Here is a 24,700-nt window from a genome sequence, read left to right on the forward strand (position 1 = left end):
GGCGGTCGGCGCCCTCCGGCGGCGCGCTCCTCGTTGCCGGGCGGCCGAGGCCCTGCGCGGGGCGGGGCACTCCGTCCGTTCCGGGGTGGGCGCGGGAGCGGGGCCGCGGCCAACTCGGGGCGGAGGGACTCCGGGCGGGCCGGTTCCGTACGGTGCGGCTCGGGGCGCGCCGGTTCGGGGCGGGCCGGGTCGTGGCGCGGCGGCTCGGGCGGGCCGGTTCCCTGCGGGCGGGAGGCTCCGCGCGGAGGGAGGACTCGGACCGCACCGGCAACTCCGGGCGGACCGGCTCGGAGCGGACGGTCGGCTCGCCGCGCTGCCAGCCGCTCTCGCCCCGCAGCCGCAGCCAGGCCGTGGTCTCGTCCGGCGGCATCGCGGCGGCGACCAGCCAGCCCTGCACGGCGTCGCAGCCGAGGTCCCGCAGCCGTTCCCAGGTCTCGTCGTCCTCCACGCCCTCGGCGACGACGAGCAGTCCGAGGGAGTGGGCGAGGTCGACGGTGCAGCGGACGATCTCGGCGTCCTCGTTGTCGACGGCGAGCCGGGCCACGAAGGACCGGTCGATCTTGAGCTCGCTGACCGGCAGCCGGCGCAGGTGCACCAGCGAGGAGTAGCCGGTGCCGAAGTCGTCGAGGGACATCTTGACGCCGTGCCCGGTGAGCCCGGCCAGGGTGTCCGCGGCACGTTGCGGGTCCTCCAGCAGGACGTGCTCGGTGATCTCCAGCTGGAGCGCGGACGGGGGGACGCCGTGCCGGGCGAGCCGGGCGGCGACCGAGCCGGCGAAGCCGGGGGTGTGCACGTCGCGCGGCGAGACGTTCACGGCGACCGGCACCATGAGGCCCTTCCGGCGCCAGGCGGCGACCTGGCGGAGGGCGGTCTCCAGGACGTACTCGGTCAGATGGGGCATCAGGCCGGAGGACTCGGCGATGGCGATGAACTCGTCGGGGCTGACCCGGCCGCGCTCCGGGTGCACCCAGCGCACCAGCGCCTCCAGCCCCCGCACCCGGCCGTCGAAGCCCACCTTCGGCTGGTAGTGCAGTTCGACGTCGCCCGCGTCCAGGGCGCGGCGCAGATCGCCGAGGAGTCCCAGCCGGTCGGGGGTGTTGCCGTCACGTTTTGCCTCGTAGACCTCGCAGCCGCTGCGGTCCCGCTTGGCCTGGTACATCGCCACGTCGGCGCGGCGCAGCAGGTCCTCGGCGTCCAGGGCGTGGTCGGGGAAGACGGCGACGCCGGCGCTGGCCTCCAGGACGAGGGTCAGCCCGTCGAGGTCGAGCGGCGAGCCGAGTTCGCCGACGAGCTGGCGGGCCGTGCGCTGGGCGCTGGTCGTCGAGTCGGCGACGGGCAGCAGGACGGCGAACTCGTCGCCGCCGAGGCGGGCGGCCTCGGCGCCGGGCGGCAGGGCGAGCTTGAGCCGCTCGGCGATCTGCAGCAGCAGCCGGTCGCCCGCGAGGTGGCCGAGGGTGTCGTTGACGGAGCGGAAGCGGTCGAGGTCGATCAGGACCAGCGCGGCGCGGGCGCCGACGCGCTCGGCGTCGTCCAGCGCGGACCAGGTGCGCTCCAGCAGCCACTGGCGGTTGGGCAGGCCGGTGAGCGGGTCGCGCAGTTGCTCCTCGGCGCGGGCGCGTGCGATCCACAGGGTGGAGTCGAGGGCGATCAGCGGAACGGAGAAGAGCGGGAGGAGGACGGGCATCTCGACGGCGACCACGCAGATCAGCGGGGCGATGCCGAGCAGGGCGACGCCGACGAGCGCCTGCCGGACGAGGGCCGTCCGGGCGGCGCTGGGCAGGCCGTGGGTGCGGGGGGCCAGGCAGTACCAGAGGAGGACGCGGGTCACCAGGAGGTAGCTCAGGGCGGCCAGCACGAGTTCGGGCAGGACGAGGACGCCCCACTCGGAGGGCTCCCAGGGCCGTTCCACCGAGGGGGAGACACCGAAAGCGGCGAGCACCAGGGCGGCGGCTCCGATGCCGAGGATGTCGACGGAGCCGTGGAGCAGCCCCTGTCTCCAGCGCTGGTGCCGGGCGGCGCTGACCAGGACGACCACGGCGAGGCTCACCAGGACGGCCGGTACCCAGCCGTAGAGCAGCAGCACGGCGAGCGTGAGGGCGGCGCCGGAACCGGTGCCGCCCCACCAGCGGTCGCGGCCGAGCGCCACGAGATGGCCCACGATGACGCCGGTCAGGACCGCGAGGGACCAGCCGGCGGCGCCGGAGGGGAACAGCGCCCTCCCGCCCAGCAGCACCCGGCAGACGCCGGCGGCCAGCGCGCACGCGGCCACGGCGACCGTGGCCGTCGGCAGCAGCGCGGGCGCGGTGGCCCGGCGTCCCCCTGACGCCGAGTCAGCGCTGTCGGTCGGTTTCATTCCCGTCCTCTCACAGCCGGCGGTGCCCGCCCCCGTCCGGGCCGGTCCGGGGTGGATCGTGAGCCGGACGCCCGGTGACACCGGTCGCGGTACCGTCGCCCACGAGTTCCCACCACACGGCCCCGCACGGCGGGCGCACACCCTCAACAGTAGGCTGCCCGGCGCCCGGACGGGCAGCGATCCGCAGCGGTTGCCCGAATGCGGACCAGGCACACCGAAGCGTCTGGTATGCGCCGAACGGGTGTCATGTGACGGCTACTCGGCGGATGTCTGTGCGACTTCACGGGCCGCGTCGGGACCTTGTTCGAGCAGAACGGCGAACCCCTCCTCATCCAGCACGGGGACCTTGAGCTGGACCGCCTTGTCGTGCTTGGAGCCGGGGTTGTCACCTACCACGACGAAGGCCGTCTTCTTGGAAACGGAACCGGTGACCTTCGCCCCGCGGATCTGCAACGCCTCTTTCGCGCCATCTCTTGTGTGCGAGGAGAGCGTGCCCGTGACGACGACGGTGAGTCCCTCCAGCGGACGGGGGCCCTCGTCCCGGCCGGATTCCTCCGCCATCCGCACCCCGGCGGCCCGCCACTTCTCCACGATCTCGCGGTGCCAGTCCTCGGCGAACCACTGCTTGAGCGAGGCGGCTATGGTCGGCCCGACGCCCTCGACGGCCGCCAGCTCCTCCTCGTCCGCCTCGGCGATCCGGTCCAGCGAGCGGAACTCGCGGGCCAGCGCCTCGGCCGCGACGGGGCCCACATGGCGGATGGACAGGCCCGTGATGATCCGGGCCAGCGGGCGTTCCTTGGCCGCGGCGATGTTCTCCAGCATGGCGAGGGTGTTCTTCTTCGGCTCACCCTTCTGGTTGGCGAAGAAGGTGACGACCTTGGGCTCGCCGGTCTTCGGGTCCCTCTTCGGCAGCCCGGTGTCCGGGTCGAGGACGTGCGACTTGATCGGCAGCAGCTGCTCCACCGTCAGGTCGAAGAGGTCGCCCTCGTCGCGCAGCGGCGGCTCGGCCGGCTCCAGCGGCTGGGTGAGCGCGGTGGCCACCACATAGCCGAAGTTCTCGATGTCCAGCGCCTTGCGGCCCGCCAGGTAGAACACGCGCTCGCGGAGCTGCGCGGGGCAGGCGCGGGCGTTGGGGCAGCGGAGGTCGATGTCGCCCTCCTTCATGGGGCGCAGCGGCGTGCCGCAGTCGGGGCACTCGGCGGGCATCACGAACTCCCGCTCGCTGCCGTCCCGCAGGTCCGTCACCGGGCCGAGGATCTCCGGGATGACGTCCCCGGCCTTGCGCAGCACGACCGTGTCCCCGATGAGGACGCCCTTGGCCTTGACCACCTCCTGGTTGTGGAGGGTGGCGAACTCGACCTCCGAGCCGGCGACGGTGACCGGCTCGACCACGGCGTACGGCGTGACCCGCCCCGTGCGGCCGACGCCCACCCGGATGTCCACCAGCTTGGTGTTCACCTCCTCGGGCGCGTACTTCCAGGCGATGGCCCAGCGCGGCGCGCGCGAGGTGGAGCCCAGCCGGCCCTGCAGGGGCACCTCGTCGACCTTGACGACGACGCCGTCGATCTCGTGCTCCACGGAGTGGCGGTTCTCGCCGTAGTACGCGATGAACTCGCGGACCCCGGCGAGGGAGTCCACCACCTTCGCGTGCGGGGTGGTGGGCAGGCCCCAGGCGCTCAGCAGGTCGTACGCCTGCGACAGCCGGTCGATGGAGAAGCCCTCGCGGGCGCCGATGCCGTGCACCACCATGTGGAGCGGGCGGCTGGCGGTGATCTTGGGGTCCTTCTGCCGGAGCGAGCCGGCGGCGGCGTTCCGGGGGTTGGCGAACGGCGGCTTGCCGGCCTCCACCAGCCGGGCGTTGAGCTCGGTGAACCGCTCCATCGGGAAGAAGACCTCCCCGCGGATCTCCACCAGCTCCGGGATGTTCTCCCCGCTCAGCCGCTCGGGGACGTCCGCGATGGTGCGGACGTTGGGCGTGATGTCCTCGCCGGTGCGGCCGTCGCCGCGGGTGGCGGCCCGGGTGAGCCGGCCGTGCTCGTACGTGAGGTTGACGGCGAGGCCGTCGATCTTGAGCTCGCAGAGGAAGTGATAGTCCGTGCCGTCCAGCTCGCGCGCGATGCGGTCGCCCCAGGACTCCAGCTCCTCGTCGTCGAAGGCGTTGTCCAGGCTGAGCATCCGCTCGCGGTGCTCGACTTCGGTGAACTCCGTCTCGTACGCCCCGGACACCTTCTGGGTGGGCGACTCGGGGGTGCGCAGCTCCGGGTGTTCCTCCTCCAGCGCCTCCAGGGAGCGCAGCAGCCGGTCGAACTCGGCGTCGCTGACGACCGGGGCGTCCTTCACGTAGTAGCGGAAGCGGTGCTCCTCGACCTCCTCCGCCAGCCGCTGGTGCCGCTCCCGGGCCTCCGGGGGCACCGTCGATCCCGTCTCCGCGACCGCCTGCACCGCCTGCTCTTCACCGGCCACCGTGCCGTCCTCCCGTCGCCGCCGTACGCCGCCCGCCCTGTGCGGTCGCCGCCTCTTCCCGCCGTGCCGTCATGCGCCGTGCCGTGGTGCCGCCCGGGCCGTCGCGCCGTCCTTCCCCGTACCGCTCGACCGTCCCCCGCACCGCGCCGCGGCCGTCACTCTGGGTTGTCCGCGAGCGACCTCGCCGCCCGGGCGCAGTGCGCCAGCGCCGAGCGCGCGTAGGCCGGTGAGGCACCGGCGAGACCGCACGACGGGGTGACCGCCACGGATGTGGCGAGACTCCCCGGCGACAGCCCCAGCCTGCGCCACAGCGTTCTGACACCCATGACACTAAGGGCAGGGTCTGACAACGCGGTGTCGGTGCCCGGCACGACTCCGGCGAAGAGCGCCGTCCCTCCCTCCACTGCTTCCCCGATCGACTCCTCGTCACGCTCGGTGAGCAGCGAGAAATCGAACGAGATGCCCGTGGCCCCCGCCCGCCGCAGCAGCGCGAAGGGCACCTCGGGCGCACAGGAGTGCACGATCACCGGCGCGCCACCGGCCGCCGCGAACACCTCGCGGAGCGCCCCCTCGACGACGGCCCGGTCCACGGCGTTGTAGGTGCGGTAGCCGCTGGCCGACCGCACCCGCCCGCTCAGCACCCGGGTCAGCGACGGCTCGTCCAGCTGGAGCACCACCTCGGCGCCGGGCACCCGCCGCCGCACCTCGGCGAGATGGCCGCGCAGTCCTTCGGCGAGCGAGGCGGCCAGGTCGCAGCAGGCCCCGGCGTCGCTCAGCACCGCCTCGCCGCCGCGCAGTTCCAGCCCCGTCGCTAGCGTCCACGGGCCGACGGCCTGCACCTTCAGCGGGCCCTCGAACCCCTGGGTGAACTCCTCCAGCGCGTCGAGGTCCTCCCCCATCCAGGAGCGGGCGCGCCGGGTGTCGCGGCCCGGGCGGTCGCTCAGCCGCCAGCCGCTGGGCTCGACGTGCGCGTACAGCTCGGCCAGCAGCCCGATGGTGCGGCCCAGCATGTCGGCGCCCGGACCGCGGGCCGGCAGCTCCGGCAGATGCGGGAACGCCTCCAGCGATCCGGTGACCGTCTTCGCCGCCTCGCGCGCGTCCCCGCCCGGCATGGACCCGACCCCGGTCGCGGCCGCCGTACCCCAGATGAACCTGCTCTTCTCGCTCACGCGGTGAAGCGTACGAGACGACCCCTCGCGCGACGGGGAGCCCGGGGCGGGCAGCGGGGCGCGTGGGCACCGGTTCGGGCCCGGCGGCGACTGCGTCACCGGGGCGGGGCCGTGCGGACGGACGGCCCGGTGCGGGGCCCGGAGCGGACAGCCCCGCACGGCACGGCGTCCGGCGCTCAGTGGCCGGGGCGCACCGACAGGTCGGTGATCTCCGCGTCCCGGGGCAGGGTGAGCGCCGTGACGACGGTGGTGGCGACCGACTCCGCCGCGATCCAGCGCCCCTCCTCGTACGTCTTGCCCTCGTGCTGGTGGACCTTCGCCTGCATGGGCGTGGCGGTGCGGCCCGGGTAGACGGAGGTGACGCGTACGCCGCTGCCGTGTTCCTCGGCGCGCAGGGAGTCCGCGAGCGCCTTCAGCCCGTGCTTGCTCGCGGCGTAAGCGGACCAGTCCGGGTTGGCGCGCAGCCCGGAACCGGAGTTGACGAAGACGACATGGCCGCGGGACAGCCGGAGCTGCGGCAGCAGCAGCCGGGTCAGCTCGGCCGGCGCGACGAGGTTGACGGCGAGCTGCCGGTTCCACGCCTTGGGGGTCAGCTCGCCGACGGTGCCGAGCTCCACCACACCGGCGGAGTGGACGAGCGAGTCCAGTCGCTCCGGCACCTCCTGGTGGCTGAGCGCCCAGGACAGCTTCTCCGGGGCCGCGAGGTCACCGACGAGCATCCGCGCCCCGGGGAACGCCCGTTCCAGCTCCCGGGCCCGCCCGGCGTCCCGCGCCAGCAGCCACAGCTCGTCCCCGCGCTCGTCCAGCCGCCGCGCCACGGCGGCCCCGATGCCCGATCCGGCCCCTGTGATCAGATGTGCAGTCATGGGCCCCAGCTTGCCGCACGGGCGACGCACGGCCGCTCTCCGGCCGCCGGGTCGCCGGGCCGCCGGACCTGCGGGGAAGAAGGAACGCGGCCGGCTTGCTGTCGGAAGACGAGAGCCGGGCGGGACCGCGGCCCGCCTGCTCCCGCCTCGTAGCCCCATAGCCCGTTGCCCGCAGCCCCACACGAAGGAGTCCCCGTGACCGCAGGACACCGCATCACGATCGAACAGGGCACGGCACACGTCCGCGTCACGCACGCCGGGCAGGTGCTGGCCGAGAGCCGCCGCCCGTTGCTGCTCCGCGAGACCGGCTGCCCGGTCCGCTACTACCTCCCGCCGGAGGACGTCCGGACGGACCTCCTCACCCCGTCGGACACCAGCACCCACTGCCCGTTCAAGGGCGACGCCGTGTACTGGTCCCGCCCAGAAGCCCCGGACCTGGTGTGGGCCTACCCGGACCCCAAAACCGAAGTGGCGCAGATCAGGGACCACTTCTGCTTCTACGAGACCGAGGTCGTCACCAGTGACCCGGTCACCGGGGCCCCTGCTCAGCCCCGTTGAGCCCGGCGCTCTCCAGAGTTGGTGATCACGCTCCCGCCAGCAGGACGAACCCGGCGACGGCCCCAATGACGCCAAGCCCCCCGAGGATCCTCAGCGGCATGGTCATACGGATCTGCGGCTCGGCGGTGCCGCCACGGGATGGACCAGAACGTGGTCCCGCCATGGTGATGCCCAGACCGAGCAGGGCCATGCCCACGGAAGCCATCAGCACGGAGAACCCTCTGGTCCAACTGTTCTCGCGGACCCAGCCGCTCGGCGAGTCCCGGACAGCGAGTGTGTCGCCCACGCGCAGGTCGTCATCTCGTCTGTTGGAGTAGGTGCCGAGCACACGGCCATCGTCCGCAGTTATGGGGCCCCTGCAGAGGTAGGGATCACTCCGCGTGCCCGCACCCCCGCAGTACTCGATGCCGGCCTTGCCCGAAGCGCCCACGGGTCCGACACCACAACGGCCGTGCCGGCACTGAGCCACGTGAGGAGCAGCGCGAAAAGCGCTATGACCACACCGAACGGACGGCTGAGCCAGAGATGCGCAGCTCCGCCGGTCTGTGCAAGGTCCCCCATACGCGGGAGCCTAACAATCACCATGCTTTCCAAAAACTGCCTGAACTGCTTCTCACTCGGCCTCGGCAGCAAGGCTCCGACCGCTGGACCGGAGCGCCCGCAGGCCCTCTGTCGGTCGAGGCCAGTGAGAAAGAGTACTGGGCTGCGATCGGCTTCGATGGCCCGGTGGCACGGAGATGACCATATCGAACTGCTAGTTCTTGAGCCGGACTGTAGTGATTTCTATGTCCCCGAGGGCTTGGGATGCCCGGCGGTGTCATCATGCAGAGCGCTGGCCATATTTCCGGAGCGAGAACCACGTCGAATTCACAGAACAACGAGTCTCGCGCGCCCTCTCTGAAAACCTGATCAGGGAGCCTGGCACCAAAATTGAAGGTCACCGCACTACGGGAACGGATGGCAAGATACCCGTCACGGTCCGGCACGAGGAAACCCTCTCGCATAGTTATTGAAGTCCGTTATCTCGGCCACGGTGTCTGCGACTATGGCAGCGAACCAGGATCCGAGACCAACACCAGGGCCACGTTTGGCGCCTCGAGCCATTCCGCGAAGCCCGTAAAAAGCGCTGGCGATTCAGGGCGCCACCAGAATCCCACCTGCCATGAAAATCATTCCGAAGACGATGAAACCCAGGCCCAGGAATCGCATCAGCAGCCCAGTCTCACGTTCACCACGGGGAGAGAACTCTAACATGACTCGCTTTTCATTCACCACACTCGCCCCGTTTTCTTCTCATTCACAAGGTATCGAATGCCAAGAACGACGAAGAGCCCCTCCGATCCCAAAGAATAGGGAAACTCCCCCCACCAGGGAGAGCCCTTCCTTCGCCCAATCACTGTCCCCGGATTGCCACAATGATCGCACCACTTCAACCTTCCGAATGTACGTGTAGGACGGCCCGCCGGATAGGCCAATCACGACACGTCGCCTCCGACTCCCAATTCAATCTCCCACCAGCGGCTCCGGCTCTCCAGCCAGTGAAGAACGCCACCTGGTTACACCTTGTCACCACTACGCCCCCACACCGGCGCGCTGGACCTCTAGGACAATCCCAAAAAATCTGGCAGAACCAAAAGTGTTCCCAAGATAATCCAACCCGCGGCCACCGCCCGAAGCGTTCTCGGGGTGGCGGGTGCCGTACCACTCCACGGGATTAGACGAGCGAAGAAGCCATGAAGCCGGTCCGCACTCTGCTGATAATTCAGCAAAAGAACCCAGCTGGCAACGAAGAAGAAGCTCGCGGTTATCCACATACCGACCATAGAGTGGTCCTTCATTTTCCGCGACTCAACCGGGATGCCCAGATACCGAGGTTGAACTCCCGATGGCGGGCGGCTCGGCGATCAGACCGGTCTCGGCGAGGCAGCCGTCGATCAGATGGGACCGCCACTGGATCTTCTCAGCTTGCGTTTCATGACACGCACGAGGTGGTCGAGGCCAGCGGCGGCGTAGTTGTCCAGCGACCGCTTGATCAAGTAATCACCTGAAGAGTTCAACGAGTTCCACCGCCAAACCTACTGTTCCAATCATGGCAATGCCCGCGCCCACCAGCCGCAAGGTACCTGGGGTGGCAGGCCCCACGAACACGACTCGCGAGAAGTGATCAAAGAGACGATAGGCGACGCCTGCATAATTCATTACGGTTATCCATCCACAGACCGTAAATAGAACGAACAGGACGACAGAGAATATTACTCCGCCTGTTGTCGAACCGGCAGTGAAGACTGCATCACTCACGTTGCAACTGCGACCTCCCGTAACCGGGATCACGTCCCGTGCAGCGAGACTTTTAACGATCACGACTGCATTCTCCGGCGCCGCCTAGTCGGTCGTCCACAGCCGCGCGGACTTCGCTCCAGGGGTCGCGCCGAAGGGATTCCAATGTCTCCCTAGACGTATTCCTGTGCTGCGCGACCCTCATTCTGATCGATTCGTCCACATCGTGAGCGAGGCGCTCACGCCTGTTGCCGTCGGCGTTGCCGTCAGACGGCTGCGCGCCTGAGGGCGGTGGAGTGGGCTTTGGCCGGTGTCCTGCCCGGGTTGGGGTCGGGCATGGTCAGGGGGCCGTACGCTGGCCCGGCAACTCGGGCAGGTCGTTAGCCTGCCCGGAATTTGAACAAGTGGCCCCCCGGCCTTGCCCGACGCGGGCCCCGGCCCGGGGAGGTGGGTAAAAGCGCACGGAGCCGACCGGCCCCACGTCCCGGCCAACTCCCCGCCGTCGTCTCGCCGTCGGCCTGGCGCTCGCCGTGCTGGCGCGTCCGGCTTCCTCCGCGCTTCCGGCACAACGCTGCGCTGTTTCTGCGCGGCCTGGTCGCTGGCCGGCCCGCGGTGGCGGAGCCGAGAGCGGGCCGGGTGGGCGGCCGTGCCGCGCGCGACCCGCGTCAGCGGGTCGCCTTGAGGCATCGTCCGCTGGCGTTGCCGTCAGCGTTGCCGTCGCAAGACGCCAGGCCCCGCCGGAGATCACTCCGGCGGGGCCTGTTTGATCTATTCTCCCAAGAAATGGAGAGGCTCGGATATTAGCCGTACCGCACCAGGCGCTTACCGAATCCTCTGGCTCGGTTCAACCTTTCCGAGTGAAGAAGTATCACTCGCCGGGATTCTATAGGAAGCTGCGAGACTCTCGTCGAAGAACACGATCAGCTCATCGGGCATATACGTGAACCCCTCCCCCTCAGCCGCACCTAGCGCAATAACCAGGCTTGACTTATTGGAGAACCCGAGGCGATACGCCCAGGGTATTTCAGGGCAACCTTCGTTGGGAATGTGCCAGGCAGGGCTGATTTCCACAATATCCGCCCCAAGGAACCTCTCCCAATCGACATGGTTGCTCACGTCGACAGTGTCCCCTGGCAAGTCGGCGTCCGACTCTCCAGGATTCCTAAACTCGATCGCCATCCCCTCGTTGAGACCATCCATCGCCCAGGACAGGGATAGTCCAGCCCCGGTACTCATTACCAGCTCAACGGCCATGTCGACTTCATGAGCACGATCCTCCCTGTGCCCTTCGGGCCAGGTTTCCCCTTGCGGCACCACGTAGCGGACCGCACTCACAGACGCCCCCGCGATCGCACCCCGAAGGTCAGCGAGACCAGCGTCGCCGCGCGCCTTTGCATCCCACGGCTCGATTACCAACATGCCTAGTACCGCCCGAAGTATTGGAACTGTCCATTTGCGTCGAAGGTCGCACCGATCCCGCGCCCACCAGCAGGGTCCGGCATGATATACCGCGTTCCGCCCGCGAAGTTTCCAGAATTGACAGCGGACCTAGTGGTTTGCGGATTGGTCAGAACGTCGTCCAACAAATCCTGCCCGGCAGTCTTCAACTCCTTGCCGGGAACCACAGGAAGATCTCCGCGGTTCATATGCTTCTGGTATTCACGCCCTGCATGAGTCGTCTTCCCCTTTGCTGGACGCATTCCACTCTGCGAAAGCGCATCCAGATCAGGGCAGCCTCCGGAGTTATGCACGAGGACGGGAGTATCGCCCGCCAGCACATAGTACGTGTGGATGTCGTCGATGGTGAGGTCGTGGGTGCGCTGGCGCTGTGTGAAGTGGCGGGTGGCGGTGACGGTTGCGCTGTCGCCGTCGGGGGTCCGGAGGGTGGTGCCGGCCTTCAGATCACCCGCGTCGATCCACCGCGCCTCGGATTCCGACCAGAAGGGGTGGTTCACCGTGGAGATGAGGGAGGCGGGGCCGTCGTCGGTGGTCACCGTCACGTCGACGAAGTTCTTGTCGTCCGCTGTGACGATGGTGACGACCACGACCCGAGTCGTGGTCTCGCCGGTTTCCGGATCGGTGACCACGACCTCGTCGCCGATCTCGACGTCTTCGATGTCCTTGCGCGTACCGTCGGAGAGAAGGACTTGAGTGTCGGGAAGGAAACTGTGGCCGCGGACGGGGCAGTTGCCCGCCTTCTTGGCGCCTTTCAGGATGACCTTTCCACCCTTGACCGCCTTGAACCAGGGGAGATCCAGGGCGGCCCAGCCGCAGCCGGACAGTTGGTGGTCCGCCAGGCATGCTTCCCATGCCTCGATGTCGGGCAGGACGAGCTCCTTACCCATCTGCCACAGTTCGCTCCAATTGCCCCGGTAATCGGTGTATTGGATATCCCAGAAGCCACTGTTGCAGACGTTCCCCGTATAGGTGCACCGTGAGGAATCGAGGCCATCGCTCTCGATGAAACGCGGTCCCCCGCTTCCACCACCACCGCCACCGCCGTTTCCACCGCCGCCCGTCGGTGCATTGGGGATCGTCTCGGGGGTGTAGGGCTCCTCCTCGGTGTATCCGTCGGGAGCCGGCCAGCCGTTGCCGCCGTTGCACCCGTCGCACCACAGACCGGTGGGGTCGCTGAACGCGATGGGGTTATTGCGGGAATAGATGTAGGCGCCGAGGTTCTGCGGGTCGTACGGGGCGACGAGTTCGTCGGTGCTGAGGAAGCGGCCGAGGGCCGGGTCGTACATGCGGGCGCCGAGGATGGACAGGCCGGTGGTGTCGTCCTCGGGCCGGCCGAGGAATCCGCGGTCGGTTTCGCCCGGCAGGGCGGTGGTGCCGCGCTGGGCGCCGAAGGGGGTGTAGCGGCGGCGGCTGACCGTGCCGGTGGCGGCGAGGATCATCAGCTGGGTGGAGGCCTGGCCGTCGCCCATCAGCCAGGTGAGGACGCCGTCGCTCTCGGTGGGACTCGCCGCGCGCATCGCCACGGTGTTCTGCCCGGACACGTAGTAGCGGGTGGCCCGGGTGCCGGTGGTTCCCGGTGTCGAGCGGATCTCGTGTCCGTCGAGGTACAGCACACTCTCCTCGGCGGAGGTGCGCATCAGCGGGTTGCCGCCGGCGTCGTAGACGTAGGAAGTCTCCTCGTCGCCCGTGGCGTGCTGCTGGGTGACGGCCCGGACCCGGTTCTGCCCGTTCCACTCGAAGGTGGAGGTCAGGCCGTCGGTGGTGCGCGTGGTGAGCTGCCCGGCCGCGTTGTACGCGTAGGTGTCGGCGCCCGCCTGGACGACCGCGTGCGGCTGGTCGGCGCCGGGGGTGTAGGCGGACTCGTCCCCGTTGTACCCCGGGTAGCGGTAGTCCTCGGTGGTCGAACCGGACGCGGTGGTGTCGGTGACCGACTGGAGGTTGCCGATCGGGTCGTAGGCGTACTCCGTCCGGTACGGGTCGGGCCCAGCCGCGAAGTCGGCGTTGGGGGTTCCGGTGGCCGCGCACTGGGTGGCGGCGGCGGTCGTCCAGGCGGCGGTGAGGCGGTTGAGGGGGTCGTAGCGGAAGCACTCCCGCTGGGCCGCCACTCCGTCGGTCACCGCGGTGGGGACGCCGGCGTCGTTGCGGTCGAGGGTGTCGTCCTGCACCAGTCCGCCGGTGCTCGTGCTGGCCTGGACGGTCCGCAGGGCGCTCGTGCCGTTGGTGTCGTCGTAGGTGTAGGCGCGTGAGGCGGTGGTGCCGGTGGTGGCCTCGGTGCCGTAGGTGCGGCCGGTGAGCCGTGCCAGGTTGTCGTAGTCGGTGCCGGCGACGTAGGTGGCCAGCGGGCTGCTCAGGGTGGAGACCAGGCCCTGGTCGGTGTACTGGGCGGTGACGGTCTCCGCGGGCAGGCCGCCGATCGCCGGGTAGTCGGTCGCCGTGACGTGGCCGGCCGCGTCGTAGTGCAGGCCGACGGTGTACGTGCCGGCCAGTTCTCCGGCCGCGGCGGGGACGGTGAGCTGCTTCTGAAGCGCGCGGCCCCGGGCGTCGTACGCGGTGACGGCGCTGGTGTAGGCGCCTCCCGCGTAGGAGGTGGAGGTGGCGGGCAGCCCCTTGCCCTTCGTCGCGGTGTCGTAGGTGTGGGAAGTGATCAGGGTCGTGCCCTCGCGGGTCTCGACCAGGCGGTTCAGCGCGTCGTAGGTGTGGGTGAGCGTGACACCGGCGGCGTTGGTGGCCGTCCGCACATTGCCGCCCGCGTCGTACACCGTGGTCGAGGAGCCGGCGTCGGGGTCGTCGGTGGCCGTGCGCTCGCCGTGCCAGTTGTAGGTGTAGGTGGTGACGTTGCCCAGCGTGTCGGTGATCGTCGCCAGTTGTCCCCGGTCGGTGTAGCCGTAGGCGGTGGTGTAGGTGTCGCCGTTGTGGTGCTCCACCACCTTGGCCGTCTGGCCGTAGACGTCGGTGTGGGTGTCGGTGGCGCCGCCGGCCGGCGGGGTGACCCGGGTGTAGTCGCCGTGGTAGGCGGTCAGTGTCCGGCCCGCGCTCTGGTTGACGCCGTTGACCATGATCTTCGACTCGGTGGCGCGGCCCGCCCAGTCGGGGACCACATCGCCGTACGAGGGCAGGTCGGCCACGGCCGGGAGCACCATGCCGGAGCCCGCCGTGCCGGAGTTGTAGAAGGCCGCGGAGGTTCCGGTGACGTTGCCGGAGGAGTCGTAGCGGGTGGAGACGACGTTGCGGCCGGTGCCCCCGGGGGCCGCCGTCTGCGTCTCGCGGGCGCGCCCGAAACCGTCGGCGTAGGCGTGGGAGACCAGATAGGCCGTGCCCGACTGCAGGGTCTTGGAGGTGACGCGGGACGGGCCGCTGACCGCGTCCGGCACTCCGCTGCTGCTGGTTGCGGTGGGTGTGGTGTAGGTGAAGACCAGCGATGCGCTGCCGCCGGGGTAGTCGCCGTACTCGGTGGGCTTCCACACCTTGGCGGTGCGACAGGCTCCGTTTTTTAGTTCATCGGGCCGTACGGGTTCGGTCACGGCGGCTGAACCCGTACGGCAATCCCTGCAGCCGGGGGAACGTGCGTCAGGCCGCGAGCGCGGGGGCCTCCGGGGACGGCGGTCCGGCGCCGAGGATCAGCTCGAACCAGATGCTCTTGCCGACGGAGCCCAGGGCCGGCTCCTCGGCGCAGCAGTCGCCCCAGGCGTCGGCGAGCAGATCGAGGATCAGCAGCCCTCTCCCCCGCTCGGCGTCCGCCGCCACCGGCCCGACGGGCACCCGGGGCGCGGGGAACTCCGGACACGGATCGGAGACGCTGACCCGGAGGATCGGCGCCGCCCACCGCAGCAGCACGGCGGCGGGGCCCTTCGAGTAGCGGACGGCGTTGGTCGTCAGCTCGGAGGTCAGCAGCTCGGCGCGGTCGGCGAGTTCACCGAGGTGGTGCGCGGTCAGCACGGCCCGCAGCGTCGCCCGTGCGACACCGGGGCCGCGCGGGTCCCCGGGGAAGCGGAGGGCGTACTCCCATGGGCCGCCGAACGGAGTGGGCACGGGATGCGGAGCCGGAGGTGGCTCCTTCGGCACCTGTAGGAAGTCTGCAGCGGAAGGGAATTGGGGTTTGTGAATCATGACGCGGGCACCTCCTGGTGCGTCGGCATGGCGCAGTGTCAGCGCCTTGATACGGCGCGGTCATGGGTGGCTTGGCCGCCGCCCGTGGCCCCGCAGCCTGGGCTCGGCTCTCGCTGCCCCGTGGCGACTCGCTGCTCAGCGTGGTCTGAAGGCAACAGCGCGCGCCTCAGCTGAGCAGGAGCGCGGGCGGAGTCGAGTGGCTTGGCTCACACGCTAGCCCTGACTAAAACGGGTGCTACCCAAGTCACTAAAACGGGTTAACTCTTCGGCCTTGGTGGACCGGGCCTGTGCAACCTGGGCAAACTGTGCGCGCGAAGCGAGGAGTTGGCTCATGGCACCGCGACACCATCCGACGATCCGACAGCGGCGTTTCGGCGCCGAACTCCGCCGGCTGCGCGATGGCGCGGGCATGTCGGCGCCAACGGCAGCGGAACGCCTCGGCGTCGACCGCACCATGATTTCCAACATCGAGTCAGGCCGGTTCGGCATCAGCGAAGAGCGGCTGCGCCGGCTGGCGAGCATTTACGAATGCGGCGATCCCGAACTCGTCGATGCGCTGGCCGCCATGACCGGTGGCCGCGCGAGAGGCTGGTGGGACGAGTACCGGGGCAAGATCCCACCCGACTTTCTTGACGTGGCGGAACTGGAGCACCACGCCACGGCATTGCGGACCCTGCAGACCGCGCACATCCCAGGGCTGTTCCAGACCGAGGACCATGCCCGTGCCCTTTTCGACCTCTTCGTCCCCGCCTTGCCTCGCATTGAGGTCGAGTTGCGCGTGTCCCAGCGCATGGCCCGGCACTCCGTGATCGAGCGGGCGCCGGCCATGCCTTACGTCGGGCTGGTCCACGAGGCAGCTCTGCGCATGCGTACAGGCGGGCGCCACGTCGCCATCGTCCAACTGCGGCACCTCTTGGAGGAGAGCGAGCGGCCAAACGTCCGCCTCCTCGTAATCCCCTTCGCGGCCGAGGGTTTCCCCATGGCCGGTGACACCGTTCTGTACGCATCCGCGGCGAACACCCACCTGGACACGGTGGAAGTGGACTCACCGATCGGCGCCGTCTTCTTTGACTCCCCGACGCAATTGGCCAACTTCCGCCGCCGACTGGACTTGGCCGAAGGCGTCGCGTTGAATCCGAAGCGGTCGAGAGACCTCATTCACAACATCGTCGGAGATCTGTGAAAGGGAAAGGCACCCAATTGTCCGAGCTGATATGGACCAAGTCATCCTTCTCCGAGGCTTCCGGCAACGCTTGCGTTGAGGTGGCCGCCTGTGACGACGAGGCTGTGGCCATACGGGACAGCGTCCAGCCCACGCGGTCCATCAGGACGAGCCGTGCGGCCCTCGACGCGCTGATCACCGGCCTGCGGACGGGCTCGTTGGGCAGCCCTCGCGGCTGAACTGTCGTTCCTACTGGACCTCTCCGGTTATCTCCCGGCCGTTCCCGGGAACTCATCTGCTCTCCGGCACACACGTTCCGAGAGGACTGACGGTGGACGCACTCGACTGGAAGCGCTCGTCATTCTGCGGCGGGGGCGGCAACAACTGTGTGGAGATAGCGATCTGCGACCGGGCCCGCATGGCCGTCCGGGACAGCGTTCACCCGGCCCGGACCATCGAAGTGAGCCGCGCAGCGCTCACGGCTTTCATCACAGGAGTGCGGACCGGGAAGGTGGACAACCGGCCCGACTCCCCCGCCTGATCACCGCACACGCAGCACAGCTGCACGAACCAAATCGCACCGGTCGGCGTCGGCGTCGCCTCACTTCGGCGTTACGGAGCGGTCGCTTCTCCGTGGTCCTCGTCGGGCAGCGGGCGAGTGAGCTGAGCCGTCAGCTCGGGGTCGGCGAGGATGCGCGCGGTCGCCCGCCACTCGACGACGACCCGGTGGAGGTCGGCTTGGACGTCCGGATCCGCGGCATCGTCCGCGGCCCGGGTCAGCTCCTGCACGAACTGCCGTACCTCGTCGGCCGACAGATGACGGGTCCACGGAAGGGCGGAGGGCGTCACCGGCAGGACTCCTTCTCAACCCCGCGCGGCCGCCGGCTCGCGGCGGCGCTCCGTCGTGGCGATGGTCGCCGAGCCGACGACGCGCGTGCCGTCGTAGAGGACGATCGCCTGGCCGGGGGCCACGCCGCGGACCGGCTCGGTGAACGTCACCCGGAGCTCCGGGGACCCCTCGGCGTCCTCGGCCGGCTCCGCCGTCACCGGGGTCTCCCCGCCGTGGGCGCGGAGCTGGGCGGTGTACGTGCCCGGGCCCGCCGGGGGCTCGCCGCACCAGCGCGGCCGGATCGCCGTCAGCGCGGTGACGTCGAGCGCCTCCTGCGGGCCGACCGTCACCGTGTTGTTGACCGGCGAGATGTCCAGGACGTAGCGCGGCTTGCCGTCCGGGGCGGGGACGCCCAGGCGCAGGCCTTTGCGCTGGCCGATGGTGTAGCCGTAGGCGCCCTGGTGGCCGCCGAGCCGGTTGCCGTCCTCGTCGACGATGTCGCCCTCGGCGGTGCCCAGGTGCTTGGCCAGGAAGCCCCGGGTGTCGCCGTCGGCGATGAAGCAGATGTCGTGGCTGTCGGGCTTCTTCGCGACGGCCAGGCCGCGGCGCTCGGCCTCGGCCCGGATCTCGCCCTTGGTGGTGAGGGTGTCACCCAGCGGGAACATGGCGTGGGCGAGCTGGCGCTCGTCGAGGACGCCGAGGACGTAGCTCTGGTCCTTGGCCTCGTCGGAGGCGCGGTGCAGCTCCCGGCCGCCGTCCTCGCGGGTGACGACGGTGGCGTAGTGGCCGGTGCAGACGGCGTCGAAGCCGAGAGCGAGGGCCTTGTCCAGCAGCGCCGCGAACTTGATCTTCTCGTTGCAGCGCAGGCAGGGGTTCGGGGTGCGCCCGGCGGCGTACTCGGCGACGAAGTCGTCGACCACATCCTCACGGAAGCGCTCGGCGAGGTCCCACACGTAGAACGGGATGCCGATGACGTCGGCGGCCCGGCGCGCGTCGTGGCTGTCCTCGATGGTGCAGCAGCCCCTGGCCCCCGTGCGGAAGGACTTCGGGTTGGCCGACAGGGCGAGGTGGACGCCGGTGACGTCGTGGCCCGCCTCGGCGGCACGGGCGGCGGCGACGGCGGAGTCGACACCGCCGGACATGGCGGCGAGGACCCGCAGCCGGGTGCCGTCGCGGGGAGTGGTGGGTGCACCGGGAAAATCGTTCATAGCGCTACCAGCGTACGGGCCCGGGGCGCCCGGCCCCAACGCGATACGGGGCCGGCCCCGGTGCAGTACGGGGGCACGGGTCCGGGCTCGTTCCACGGCTGTCCGCCGCCGTCCGCCGGGGACCGGCCGGAAACGGACGGAGAGGGCCGGAAACCACCCCGCCGGAACAGGGGGCACCGGCCACCCGTTGAGCACAGAACAACCCAGCGCACGGAGAAGCAGGCCCCGGAACAACCCCGAGACCCCTGGCGCGGTCCATGCCACCGAGGGGTACCCAGCGAGCACACAGAGGTCGCGGATGGAAGCACAGCAGTCGCGCCGGTCCGATCCGCCGCAGCAGCGGGAGCCCCGGCAGGAGCAGCGGGTGCCGGAGCCCCGCCGGGAGGAGCGCACGGCGGAGCGACGCCGGGGCGTCAGCCGGCGCGCCCTGCTCATCGGCGGTGCGACGGTGGGTCTCGGCGCGGCCGGCTATCTGGCCGTGGACGGCTCGAACTGGTGGTACCGCGTCCCCGGCGTCAACCGGCCCCGCAAGGAGGGCGCGGTCGACCACCCGGGCGCCGAGTGGATACCCGCCTCGTCCGCGAACTGGCGGATGGCCGACCGGCCGTACGACTACACCATCGACCGGGTGGTGATCCACGTCATCCAGGGCGACTACGCGGTGGGCCTGAAGGTCTTCCAGGACCCCGGCCACCGTGCCGCCGCGCACTACGTGGTGCGCACGGAGGACGGGCACGTGGCGCAGATGGTGCGCGAGCTGGACGTGGCCTACCACGCGGGCAACCGCTCCTACAACGAGCGCAGCATCGGCATCGAGCACGAGGGGTTCGTCGAGCGCCCCGGTTCGATCACCGACGCCACCTACCGCGCCTCGGCGGAGCTGACCGCCGGGATATGCGACCGGTACGGGCTACCGAGGGACCGGGAGCACATCATCGGCCACGTCGAGGTGCCCGGCACCGACCACACCGATCCCGGGCCGCACTGGGACTGGGACCGCTACATGCGCTTCGTCAGCGCCGTCCCCGCCACCCGCGCGGAGGAGCGCGAGGACGGGGCGTAACGGACACGCGGGCGGGGGGAGAGCCTTGCCCGGCGGAGGCCGCCGCGCGGGCCGCAGCAGGGACAGCGGGCCCGCGGACAACGCGTGCGGCCTCCCCGCGGCGCCGCGTGCCGGCTCGGCCGGGAGAGGTGCCGCGCCCCTTTCCGGCGCCGTCCCCGCCACGGACGCCGTGCCACGGCAGCCTCCTTGACCAACTTCCGGAATCGACCACTATGAGGCGGTGAGTACCGAATCACGGGATGAACCCGGTTACCACTGGCTCTTCGGGGACCAGCTCGGCCCGCACTTCCTCCCCGGGGCCGGACCCGGCTCCGCCCCCGGCCCCGGCGGGGAGATCGTCATGATCGAGAGCCGGTCCGTCTTCCGCCGCCGCCGTTTCCACCGGGCCAAGGCGCATCTCGTCCTCTCCGCCATGCGCCACCGCGCCGCCGAACTCGGCGACCGCGTGCGCTACATCCGGGCCGGGACCTACCGCGAGGGCCTGGCCCGGGCCACCGGCGGCGCGCCCGTGACCGTGCACCACCCGACCTCGCACGCCGCCCTGGGGTTCGTCCGCTCCCTGGAGCAGGTCACCGTCCTCCCTCCGCGCGGCTTCCTGGTCTCCGCCGGGCAGTTCGCCGACTGGACGGGCGCCGGCCCGGAGGGTCCGGCTCCGGACCGGGTCCGGATGGAGGACTTCTACCGCCGGGTGCGGCGCGAGCTCCGGCTGCTGATGGACGGAGACGAGCCCGCCGGGGGCCGCTGGAACCTCGACTCCGAGAACCGGGAACCCCCGCCCCGCCGGGACTCCCTGCCCGTCCCCGCCCCTACCTCCCCGCGAGGACGCCATCGACGAGGAGGTCCGCCGCGACCTCGACCGCTGGGAGGCCGACGGCGAGGTCTCCTTCACCGGCCGCGACGGCCCGCGCCTCTTCCCCGCCACCCGCGCCGAGGCCCTGCGCGCCCTGCGGCGCTTCACGGATAAGCGGCTCGGAAGCTTCGGTCCCTGGGAGGACGCCGTCCTGTCGGACGACTGGGCCATGAGCCACAGCCTGCTCTCCCCCGCGCTCAACCTCGGCCTGCTCGACCCGGCCGAGTGCGCGGCGGCCGCCGAGGACGCGTACCGCGCCGGGAAGGTCCCGCTCAACTCCGCCGAGGGCTTCGTCCGCCAGATCGCCGGCTGGCGCGAGTACATGTGGCATCTGTACTGGGGACTCGGCGACGGCTACCGGCACAGCAACGCCCTGGACCACCACCGGCCGCTGCCGGGCTGGTTCGCGGAACTCGACGCCGGTGCCGTCACCGCCCGCTGCCTGGCCACCGCCCTCACCGAAGTGCGGGACCGCGCCTGGACCCACCACATCCCCCGGCTGATGATCCTGGGCAACTGGGCCCTGCAGCGCGGATGGGATCCCCTGGCGGTCACCGACTGGTTCCACCGCAGCTTCGCCGACGGCTACGACTGGGTGATGCTGCCGAACGTCATCGGCATGTCCCAGTACGCCGACGGCGGGCGCATCACCACCAAGCCCTATCTGTGCGGCGGTGCGTACATCAACCGGATGAGCGACCTCTGCGGGGGCTGCGCCTACCGGCCCGACCGGCGGACGGGTGAGCGGGCCTGCCCTGTCACGGCCGGTTACTGGTACTTCCTGGAGCGGCACCGGCCGCTGCTGGAGGGCAACCAGCGGGTCGCCCGCTCGCTGCACGGGCTGGACCGTCTCACGGATCTGCCCGAGGTCGTACGGCAGGAGGAATCACGCGGGGACGCGGCCCCGTAGCACGAGGGCCGGAGACCGGGCCGGTCCGAGACCCGGCAGGGCCGGGGCCCGGGCGGACGGGGGCCGGGGCGGACGGGGGCCGGGGCGGACGGGGGCCGGGGCGGACGGGGGCCGGAACCGCCCACCCGGCCCGGCCCCGGCCCCGCACCAGCGGCCGCGCCGGTGTCCCTATCCGGCCGCCCCGACGTACGACCGCAGGTGCCGGGCGGTCAACGTGTCCCCCTTCTCGACGAGTTCGGCCGGGGTGCCCTCGAAGACGATCCGGCCGCCGTCGTGGCCGGCGCCCGGGCCCAGGTCGATCAGCCAGTCGGCGTGGGCCATCACGGCCTGGTGGTGTTCGATGACGACGACCGTGTTGCCGTCGTCCACCAGCCGGTCGAGCAGGGCCAGCAGCTGGTCCACGTCGGCCAGGTGCAGTCCGGTCGTCGGCTCGTCCAGGACGTAGGTCGTGCCCTTCCCGGACATGTGGACGGCGAGTTTCAGCCGCTGCCGCTCGCCTCCGGAGAGGGTGTTCAGCGGCTGGCCGAGACGCACGTAGTCCAGGCCGACGTCGACGAGCCGGCCGAGGACGGTGCCGGCCTGGCCGGTGGGGAAGAACGCGCGGGCCTCGCCCACCGGCATCTCCAGGACCTCGCTGATGTTCTTGCCGCGCAGGGTGTAGGAGAGCACCTCGGGGGTGAACCGCTTGCCCTCGCACTTCTCGCAGACGGAGGCCACCCCGGCCATCATCGCGAGGTCGGTGTAGACCAGCCCGATGCCGTTGCAGCCCGGGCAGGCGCCCTCGGAGTTGGCGCTGAACAGCGCCGCCCGGACCCCGTTGGCCTTGGCGAAGGCGGTGCGGATCGGGTTCAGCAGCCCGGTGTACGTGGCCGGGTTGCTGCGGCGCGAGCCGCGGATCGGCGACTGGTCCGCGACGACGACACCCTCCCGCCCCGGCAGCGATCCGTGGATCAGCGAACTCTTGCCCGATCCGGCGACACCGGTGACGACCGTCAGCACGCCCAGCGGGATGTCCACGCTGACGTTCTTCAGGTTGTGCCGGTCGGCGTCCTTGACCGACAGGTGCCCGCGCGGGGCGCGCACGGTCTCCCGCAGCCGGACCCGGTGCTCCAGATACCGTCCGGTGAGCGTGGACGAGGCGCGCAGCCCGGCCACGTCGCCGCTGTAGCAGATCTCTCCGCCGGCCGTTCCGGCCCGCGGCCCGAGGTCGACGACGTGGTCGGCGATCGCGATCACCTCGGGCTTGTGCTCCACGACGAGCACCGTGTTGCCCTTGTCGCGCAGCCGCAGCAGCAGGTTGTTCATGCGCTGGATGTCGTGCGGGTGCAGGCCGATGGTGGGTTCGTCGAAGACGTAGGTGACGTCGGTGAGGCTGGAGCCGAGGTGCCGGACCATCTTCACCCGCTGGGCCTCGCCGCCGGAGAGGCTGGCGGAGGTGCGGTCCAGGCTGAGATATCCCAGGCCGGTCTCCACCAGTGAGTCCAGCAACTGACGCAGGCCCGCCAGGAGCGGGGCGACGGACTCGTCCTCGATGGTCCGTATGAAGTCGGCCAGGTCGGTGATCTGCATGGCCGAGCAGTCGGCGATGGTGCGGCCGCCGATCTTCGAGGACAGCGCGGCGGCGTTGAGCCGGGCGCCGCCGCAGTCGCGGCAGTCGGCGAAGACCACGGCGCGGTCCACGAAGGCCCGGACGTGGGACTGCATCGAGTCCCGGTCCTTGGCGAGGAGGGTCCGCCGGATCCGCGTCACCAGCCCCTCGTAGGTGACGTTGCTGTTCCCCACCTTGATCTTGGTGGTGGGCTTGTACAGCAGGTCGTCCCACTCCCGCGGGGTGAAGTCCCGCAACGGCTTGGCGGGGTCGTAGAGGCCGGAGCCCGCCATGACCTGCTGGTACCACGAGCCCACGGAGAACCCGGGAGCGGTGATCGCCCCCTCGTCGAGGGAGCGGTCGCGGTCCAGGATCTCGTCGACGTCGATCTCCGTGACCTGGCCGAGCCCCTCGCAGGCGGGGCACATGCCCTCGGCGCTGTTGAAGCTGAAGGCGGTCGAGGTGCCGATGTGCGGGGTGCCGAGGCGGCTGAAGACGATCCGGAGCATCGCGTGGGCATCGGTCGCGGTGCCCACCGTGGAACGGGAGTTGGCGCCCATCCGCTCCTGGTCGACGACGATGGCGGCGCTGAGGTGGTGCAGGCCGTCGACGTCGGGGCGGCCCACGCTCGGCATGAACCCCTGGACGAAGGCCGAGTACGTCTCGTTGATCAGCCGCTGCGACTCCGCGGCGATGGTGCCGAAGACGAGGGAGGACTTCCCCGAGCCGGAGACTCCGGTGAACACGGTGAGGCGGCGTTTGGGGAGGTCCAGGGAGACGTTCTTGAGGTTGTTCTCCCGGGCCCCGCGGACCTGGATGGTGTCGTGGCTGTCGGCGGCGTGCGGCGGCGTGGGACTGGTGGGATCGGAGTGCATCCGGCTTTCCCTTGCTGTGGATCGGGAGCGTTGCATCGGGACGGTGCCCGTCCTCCGCGGGCCGGCCGCGGACACCGGTGCGCGGGCGCGGGACCGTGCCCGGCACCGGCCGGGTGCCCGGGGGACGGGAAACTCCGTACAGCGTACGCGGAGGGGTGCGGCGGAGGGGTCCGTTCCGGGGCGATCCCGTACTCCCGCGCCCCGGGGAGAACCGGAACGGGGCACGCACGAACCCGGGCGGAGAACGAAGAGGCCAACGGGCGGGCCCCGGGCGGGAGTCCGGCCCCCGTGCGGGCGCCCGGCCCTCGTGGGGGGCCCGGCCCTCGCGCGGGCGTCCGGCCCTCGCGCGGGCGCCGGCCCGCCGGAGCACACTACTCGGCTCGCGGGGCCTCCCGTACCCGGGCCTGGTGCCGGCGGGCCTTGAGCCGGTTCCCGCAGGTCTTCATCGAGCACCACCGTGCGGTGTTGGCACGACTGCGGTCCAGGAGGAAGAGGCGGCATTCAGGGTTCCCGCACGGCCGCAGACGGCCGGGCATGCGCTCCTTGACGTCCGCCCACGCGAGCACGAGCTCCACGGCGAGCCTGCGCTCCGGCGGCACCTCCAGGTGCCACTCGACGCCCGACGCGCCGGCCCGCGGGACCTTGCGGACGCCTGCGAGGACCCGGCCCAGACGGGGCTCCGCCGACGCGCCCGACTCGACCGCCTGGAGCGCGTCCCGGGCGGTGCGCAGCCACCGGCGCTCCTCGTCACCGCCGAGGCCCCCGCGCTCCCGCGCCCACCTGTCCAGCTCGCGGTCGTCACGCCACAGGTCCCGGCGTCGGCCATCCGCCACAGGCGTGCTGTTCAGAGCCTCCAGCAGGGCCTGGTCGTCCAGCACGGGCATCACCTTCCCAACTAACTCCCTCAAGCTGTTTGACAGGTTACCTCACGCGAGGTCTACTGAACGCCGAGCGGTAACCACCA

The 24,700-nt window shown here is 70.6% G+C and carries 17 protein-coding genes and 2 pseudogenes; 6 read left to right on the forward strand and 13 right to left on the reverse strand.

Annotated features, from left to right (window positions below):
* Nucleotides 1–310 precede the first annotated feature (310 nt).
* The 4 genes and pseudogenes from E4N63_RS09290 to E4N63_RS09305 all read right to left on the reverse strand — a co-directional run.
* A pseudogene (locus tag E4N63_RS09290) lies at nt 311–2,353 on the reverse strand (putative bifunctional diguanylate cyclase/phosphodiesterase); the annotation flags it as partial.
* 255 nt (nt 2,354–2,608) lie between these two features.
* Nucleotides 2,609–4,816, reverse strand: coding sequence for an NAD-dependent DNA ligase LigA (gene ligA, locus E4N63_RS09295; protein ID WP_374112727.1), 2,208 nt, complete (start codon nt 4,814–4,816; stop codon nt 2,609–2,611).
* Nucleotides 4,817–4,971: 155 nt separating this feature from the next.
* Nucleotides 4,972–5,985: a methionine synthase gene (locus tag E4N63_RS09300; RefSeq protein ID WP_308188669.1), complete on the reverse strand. Its 1,014-nt coding sequence runs from the start codon at nt 5,983–5,985 to the stop codon at nt 4,972–4,974.
* 176 nt (nt 5,986–6,161) lie between these two features.
* Nucleotides 6,162–6,851, reverse strand: coding sequence for an SDR family oxidoreductase (locus E4N63_RS09305; protein WP_230240393.1), 690 nt, complete (start codon nt 6,849–6,851; stop codon nt 6,162–6,164).
* Nucleotides 6,852–7,046: 195 nt separating this feature from the next.
* Here E4N63_RS09305 and E4N63_RS09310 point away from each other — a divergent pair, with 195 nt between their 5' ends.
* Nucleotides 7,047–7,409 carry a DUF427 domain-containing protein gene (locus E4N63_RS09310; protein ID WP_230240394.1) on the forward strand — a complete coding sequence of 121 codons (363 nt, stop codon included), beginning with the start codon at nt 7,047–7,049 and terminating at the stop codon, nt 7,407–7,409.
* A 25-nt stretch (nt 7,410–7,434) separates the two neighbouring features.
* Here the strand turns inward: E4N63_RS09310 and E4N63_RS09315 are convergent, their stop codons facing one another.
* From E4N63_RS09315 to E4N63_RS09335, 5 genes are all read right to left on the reverse strand, one after another.
* Nucleotides 7,435–7,737 (reverse strand): hypothetical protein, encoded by a 303-nt coding sequence (locus tag E4N63_RS09315; RefSeq protein WP_230240395.1) that lies wholly within the window; start codon nt 7,735–7,737, stop codon nt 7,435–7,437.
* A gap of 1,712 nt (nt 7,738–9,449) precedes the next feature.
* The gene (locus E4N63_RS09320; protein WP_230240396.1) at nt 9,450–9,707 is read right to left on the reverse strand and encodes a hypothetical protein; all 258 of its coding nucleotides are present in this window, start codon (nt 9,705–9,707) and stop codon (nt 9,450–9,452) included.
* Nucleotides 9,708–10,508: 801 nt separating this feature from the next.
* Nucleotides 10,509–10,940 (reverse strand): hypothetical protein, encoded by a 432-nt coding sequence (locus E4N63_RS09325; protein WP_230240397.1) that lies wholly within the window; start codon nt 10,938–10,940, stop codon nt 10,509–10,511.
* Nucleotides 10,941–11,107: 167 nt separating this feature from the next.
* Nucleotides 11,108–14,665 (reverse strand): polymorphic toxin-type HINT domain-containing protein, encoded by a 3,558-nt coding sequence (locus E4N63_RS09330; protein WP_230240398.1) that lies wholly within the window; start codon nt 14,663–14,665, stop codon nt 11,108–11,110.
* Between the two features lie 46 nt (nt 14,666–14,711).
* Nucleotides 14,712–15,173 (reverse strand): ATP-binding protein, encoded by a 462-nt coding sequence (locus E4N63_RS09335; protein WP_227957938.1) that lies wholly within the window; start codon nt 15,171–15,173, stop codon nt 14,712–14,714.
* Nucleotides 15,174–15,582: 409 nt separating this feature from the next.
* On the opposite strand from E4N63_RS09335, the gene E4N63_RS09340 reads away from it, so the two are divergent.
* The 3 genes from E4N63_RS09340 (at nt 15,583) to E4N63_RS09350 (ending at nt 16,954) form a co-directional block, all read left to right on the forward strand.
* Nucleotides 15,583–16,434 (forward strand): helix-turn-helix transcriptional regulator, encoded by an 852-nt coding sequence (locus E4N63_RS09340; protein ID WP_230240399.1) that lies wholly within the window; start codon nt 15,583–15,585, stop codon nt 16,432–16,434.
* A 17-nt stretch (nt 16,435–16,451) separates the two neighbouring features.
* A complete protein-coding gene (locus tag E4N63_RS09345; RefSeq protein WP_230240400.1) occupies nt 16,452–16,652 on the forward strand; it encodes a DUF397 domain-containing protein in 201 nt (66 codons plus the stop codon).
* 92 nt (nt 16,653–16,744) lie between these two features.
* A complete protein-coding gene (locus E4N63_RS09350) occupies nt 16,745–16,954 on the forward strand; it encodes a DUF397 domain-containing protein (protein WP_230240401.1) in 210 nt (69 codons plus the stop codon).
* Nucleotides 16,955–17,025: 71 nt separating this feature from the next.
* On the opposite strand, the gene E4N63_RS09355 is transcribed toward E4N63_RS09350, so the two are convergent.
* Both E4N63_RS09355 and mnmA read right to left on the reverse strand, forming a co-directional pair.
* Nucleotides 17,026–17,262, reverse strand: coding sequence for a hypothetical protein (locus tag E4N63_RS09355; RefSeq protein WP_230240402.1), 237 nt, complete (start codon nt 17,260–17,262; stop codon nt 17,026–17,028).
* 15 nt (nt 17,263–17,277) lie between these two features.
* Nucleotides 17,278–18,450, reverse strand: coding sequence for a tRNA 2-thiouridine(34) synthase MnmA (gene mnmA, locus E4N63_RS09360; RefSeq protein ID WP_230240403.1), 1,173 nt, complete (start codon nt 18,448–18,450; stop codon nt 17,278–17,280).
* 298 nt (nt 18,451–18,748) lie between these two features.
* Here mnmA and E4N63_RS09365 point away from each other — a divergent pair, with 298 nt between their 5' ends.
* Both E4N63_RS09365 and E4N63_RS09370 read left to right on the forward strand, forming a co-directional pair.
* Nucleotides 18,749–19,513 (forward strand): N-acetylmuramoyl-L-alanine amidase, encoded by a 765-nt coding sequence (locus E4N63_RS09365; protein WP_230240404.1) that lies wholly within the window; start codon nt 18,749–18,751, stop codon nt 19,511–19,513.
* A 220-nt stretch (nt 19,514–19,733) separates the two neighbouring features.
* Nucleotides 19,734–21,273 (forward strand): annotated as a pseudogene (locus tag E4N63_RS09370) (cryptochrome/photolyase family protein).
* A 168-nt stretch (nt 21,274–21,441) separates the two neighbouring features.
* Here the strand turns inward: E4N63_RS09370 and E4N63_RS09375 are convergent.
* Complete coding sequence (locus E4N63_RS09375; protein WP_230240405.1) at nt 21,442–23,736, reverse strand: excinuclease ABC subunit UvrA; 2,295 nt, start codon at nt 23,734–23,736, stop codon at nt 21,442–21,444.
* Between the two features lie 371 nt (nt 23,737–24,107).
* Nucleotides 24,108–24,614 (reverse strand): CGNR zinc finger domain-containing protein, encoded by a 507-nt coding sequence (locus E4N63_RS09380; protein WP_125624334.1) that lies wholly within the window; start codon nt 24,612–24,614, stop codon nt 24,108–24,110.
* Nucleotides 24,615–24,700 lie beyond the last annotated feature (86 nt).

It is taken from the genome of Streptomyces sp. MNU89 (assembly GCF_020982505.1).
Lineage (GTDB): Bacteria > Actinomycetota > Actinomycetes > Streptomycetales > Streptomycetaceae > Streptomyces > Streptomyces xinghaiensis.

Bases quoted from the DNA above. Each gene is read 5' to 3' on its own strand.
- E4N63_RS09305 (WP_230240393.1), bottom strand. From the start codon at position 6,851: ATGACTGCACATCTGATCACAGGGGCCGGATCGGGCATCGGGGCCGCC.
- E4N63_RS09340 (WP_230240399.1), top strand. From the start codon at position 15,583: ATGGCACCGCGACACCATCCGACGATCCGACAGCGGCGTTTCGGCGCC.
- E4N63_RS09325 (WP_230240397.1), bottom strand. From the start codon at position 10,940: ATGGCCGTTGAGCTGGTAATGAGTACCGGGGCTGGACTATCCCTGTCC.
- E4N63_RS09375 (WP_230240405.1), bottom strand. From the start codon at position 23,736: ATGCACTCCGATCCCACCAGTCCCACGCCGCCGCACGCCGCCGACAGC.
- mnmA (WP_230240403.1), bottom strand. From the start codon at position 18,450: ATGAACGATTTTCCCGGTGCACCCACCACTCCCCGCGACGGCACCCGG.
- E4N63_RS09365 (WP_230240404.1), top strand. From the start codon at position 18,749: ATGGAAGCACAGCAGTCGCGCCGGTCCGATCCGCCGCAGCAGCGGGAG.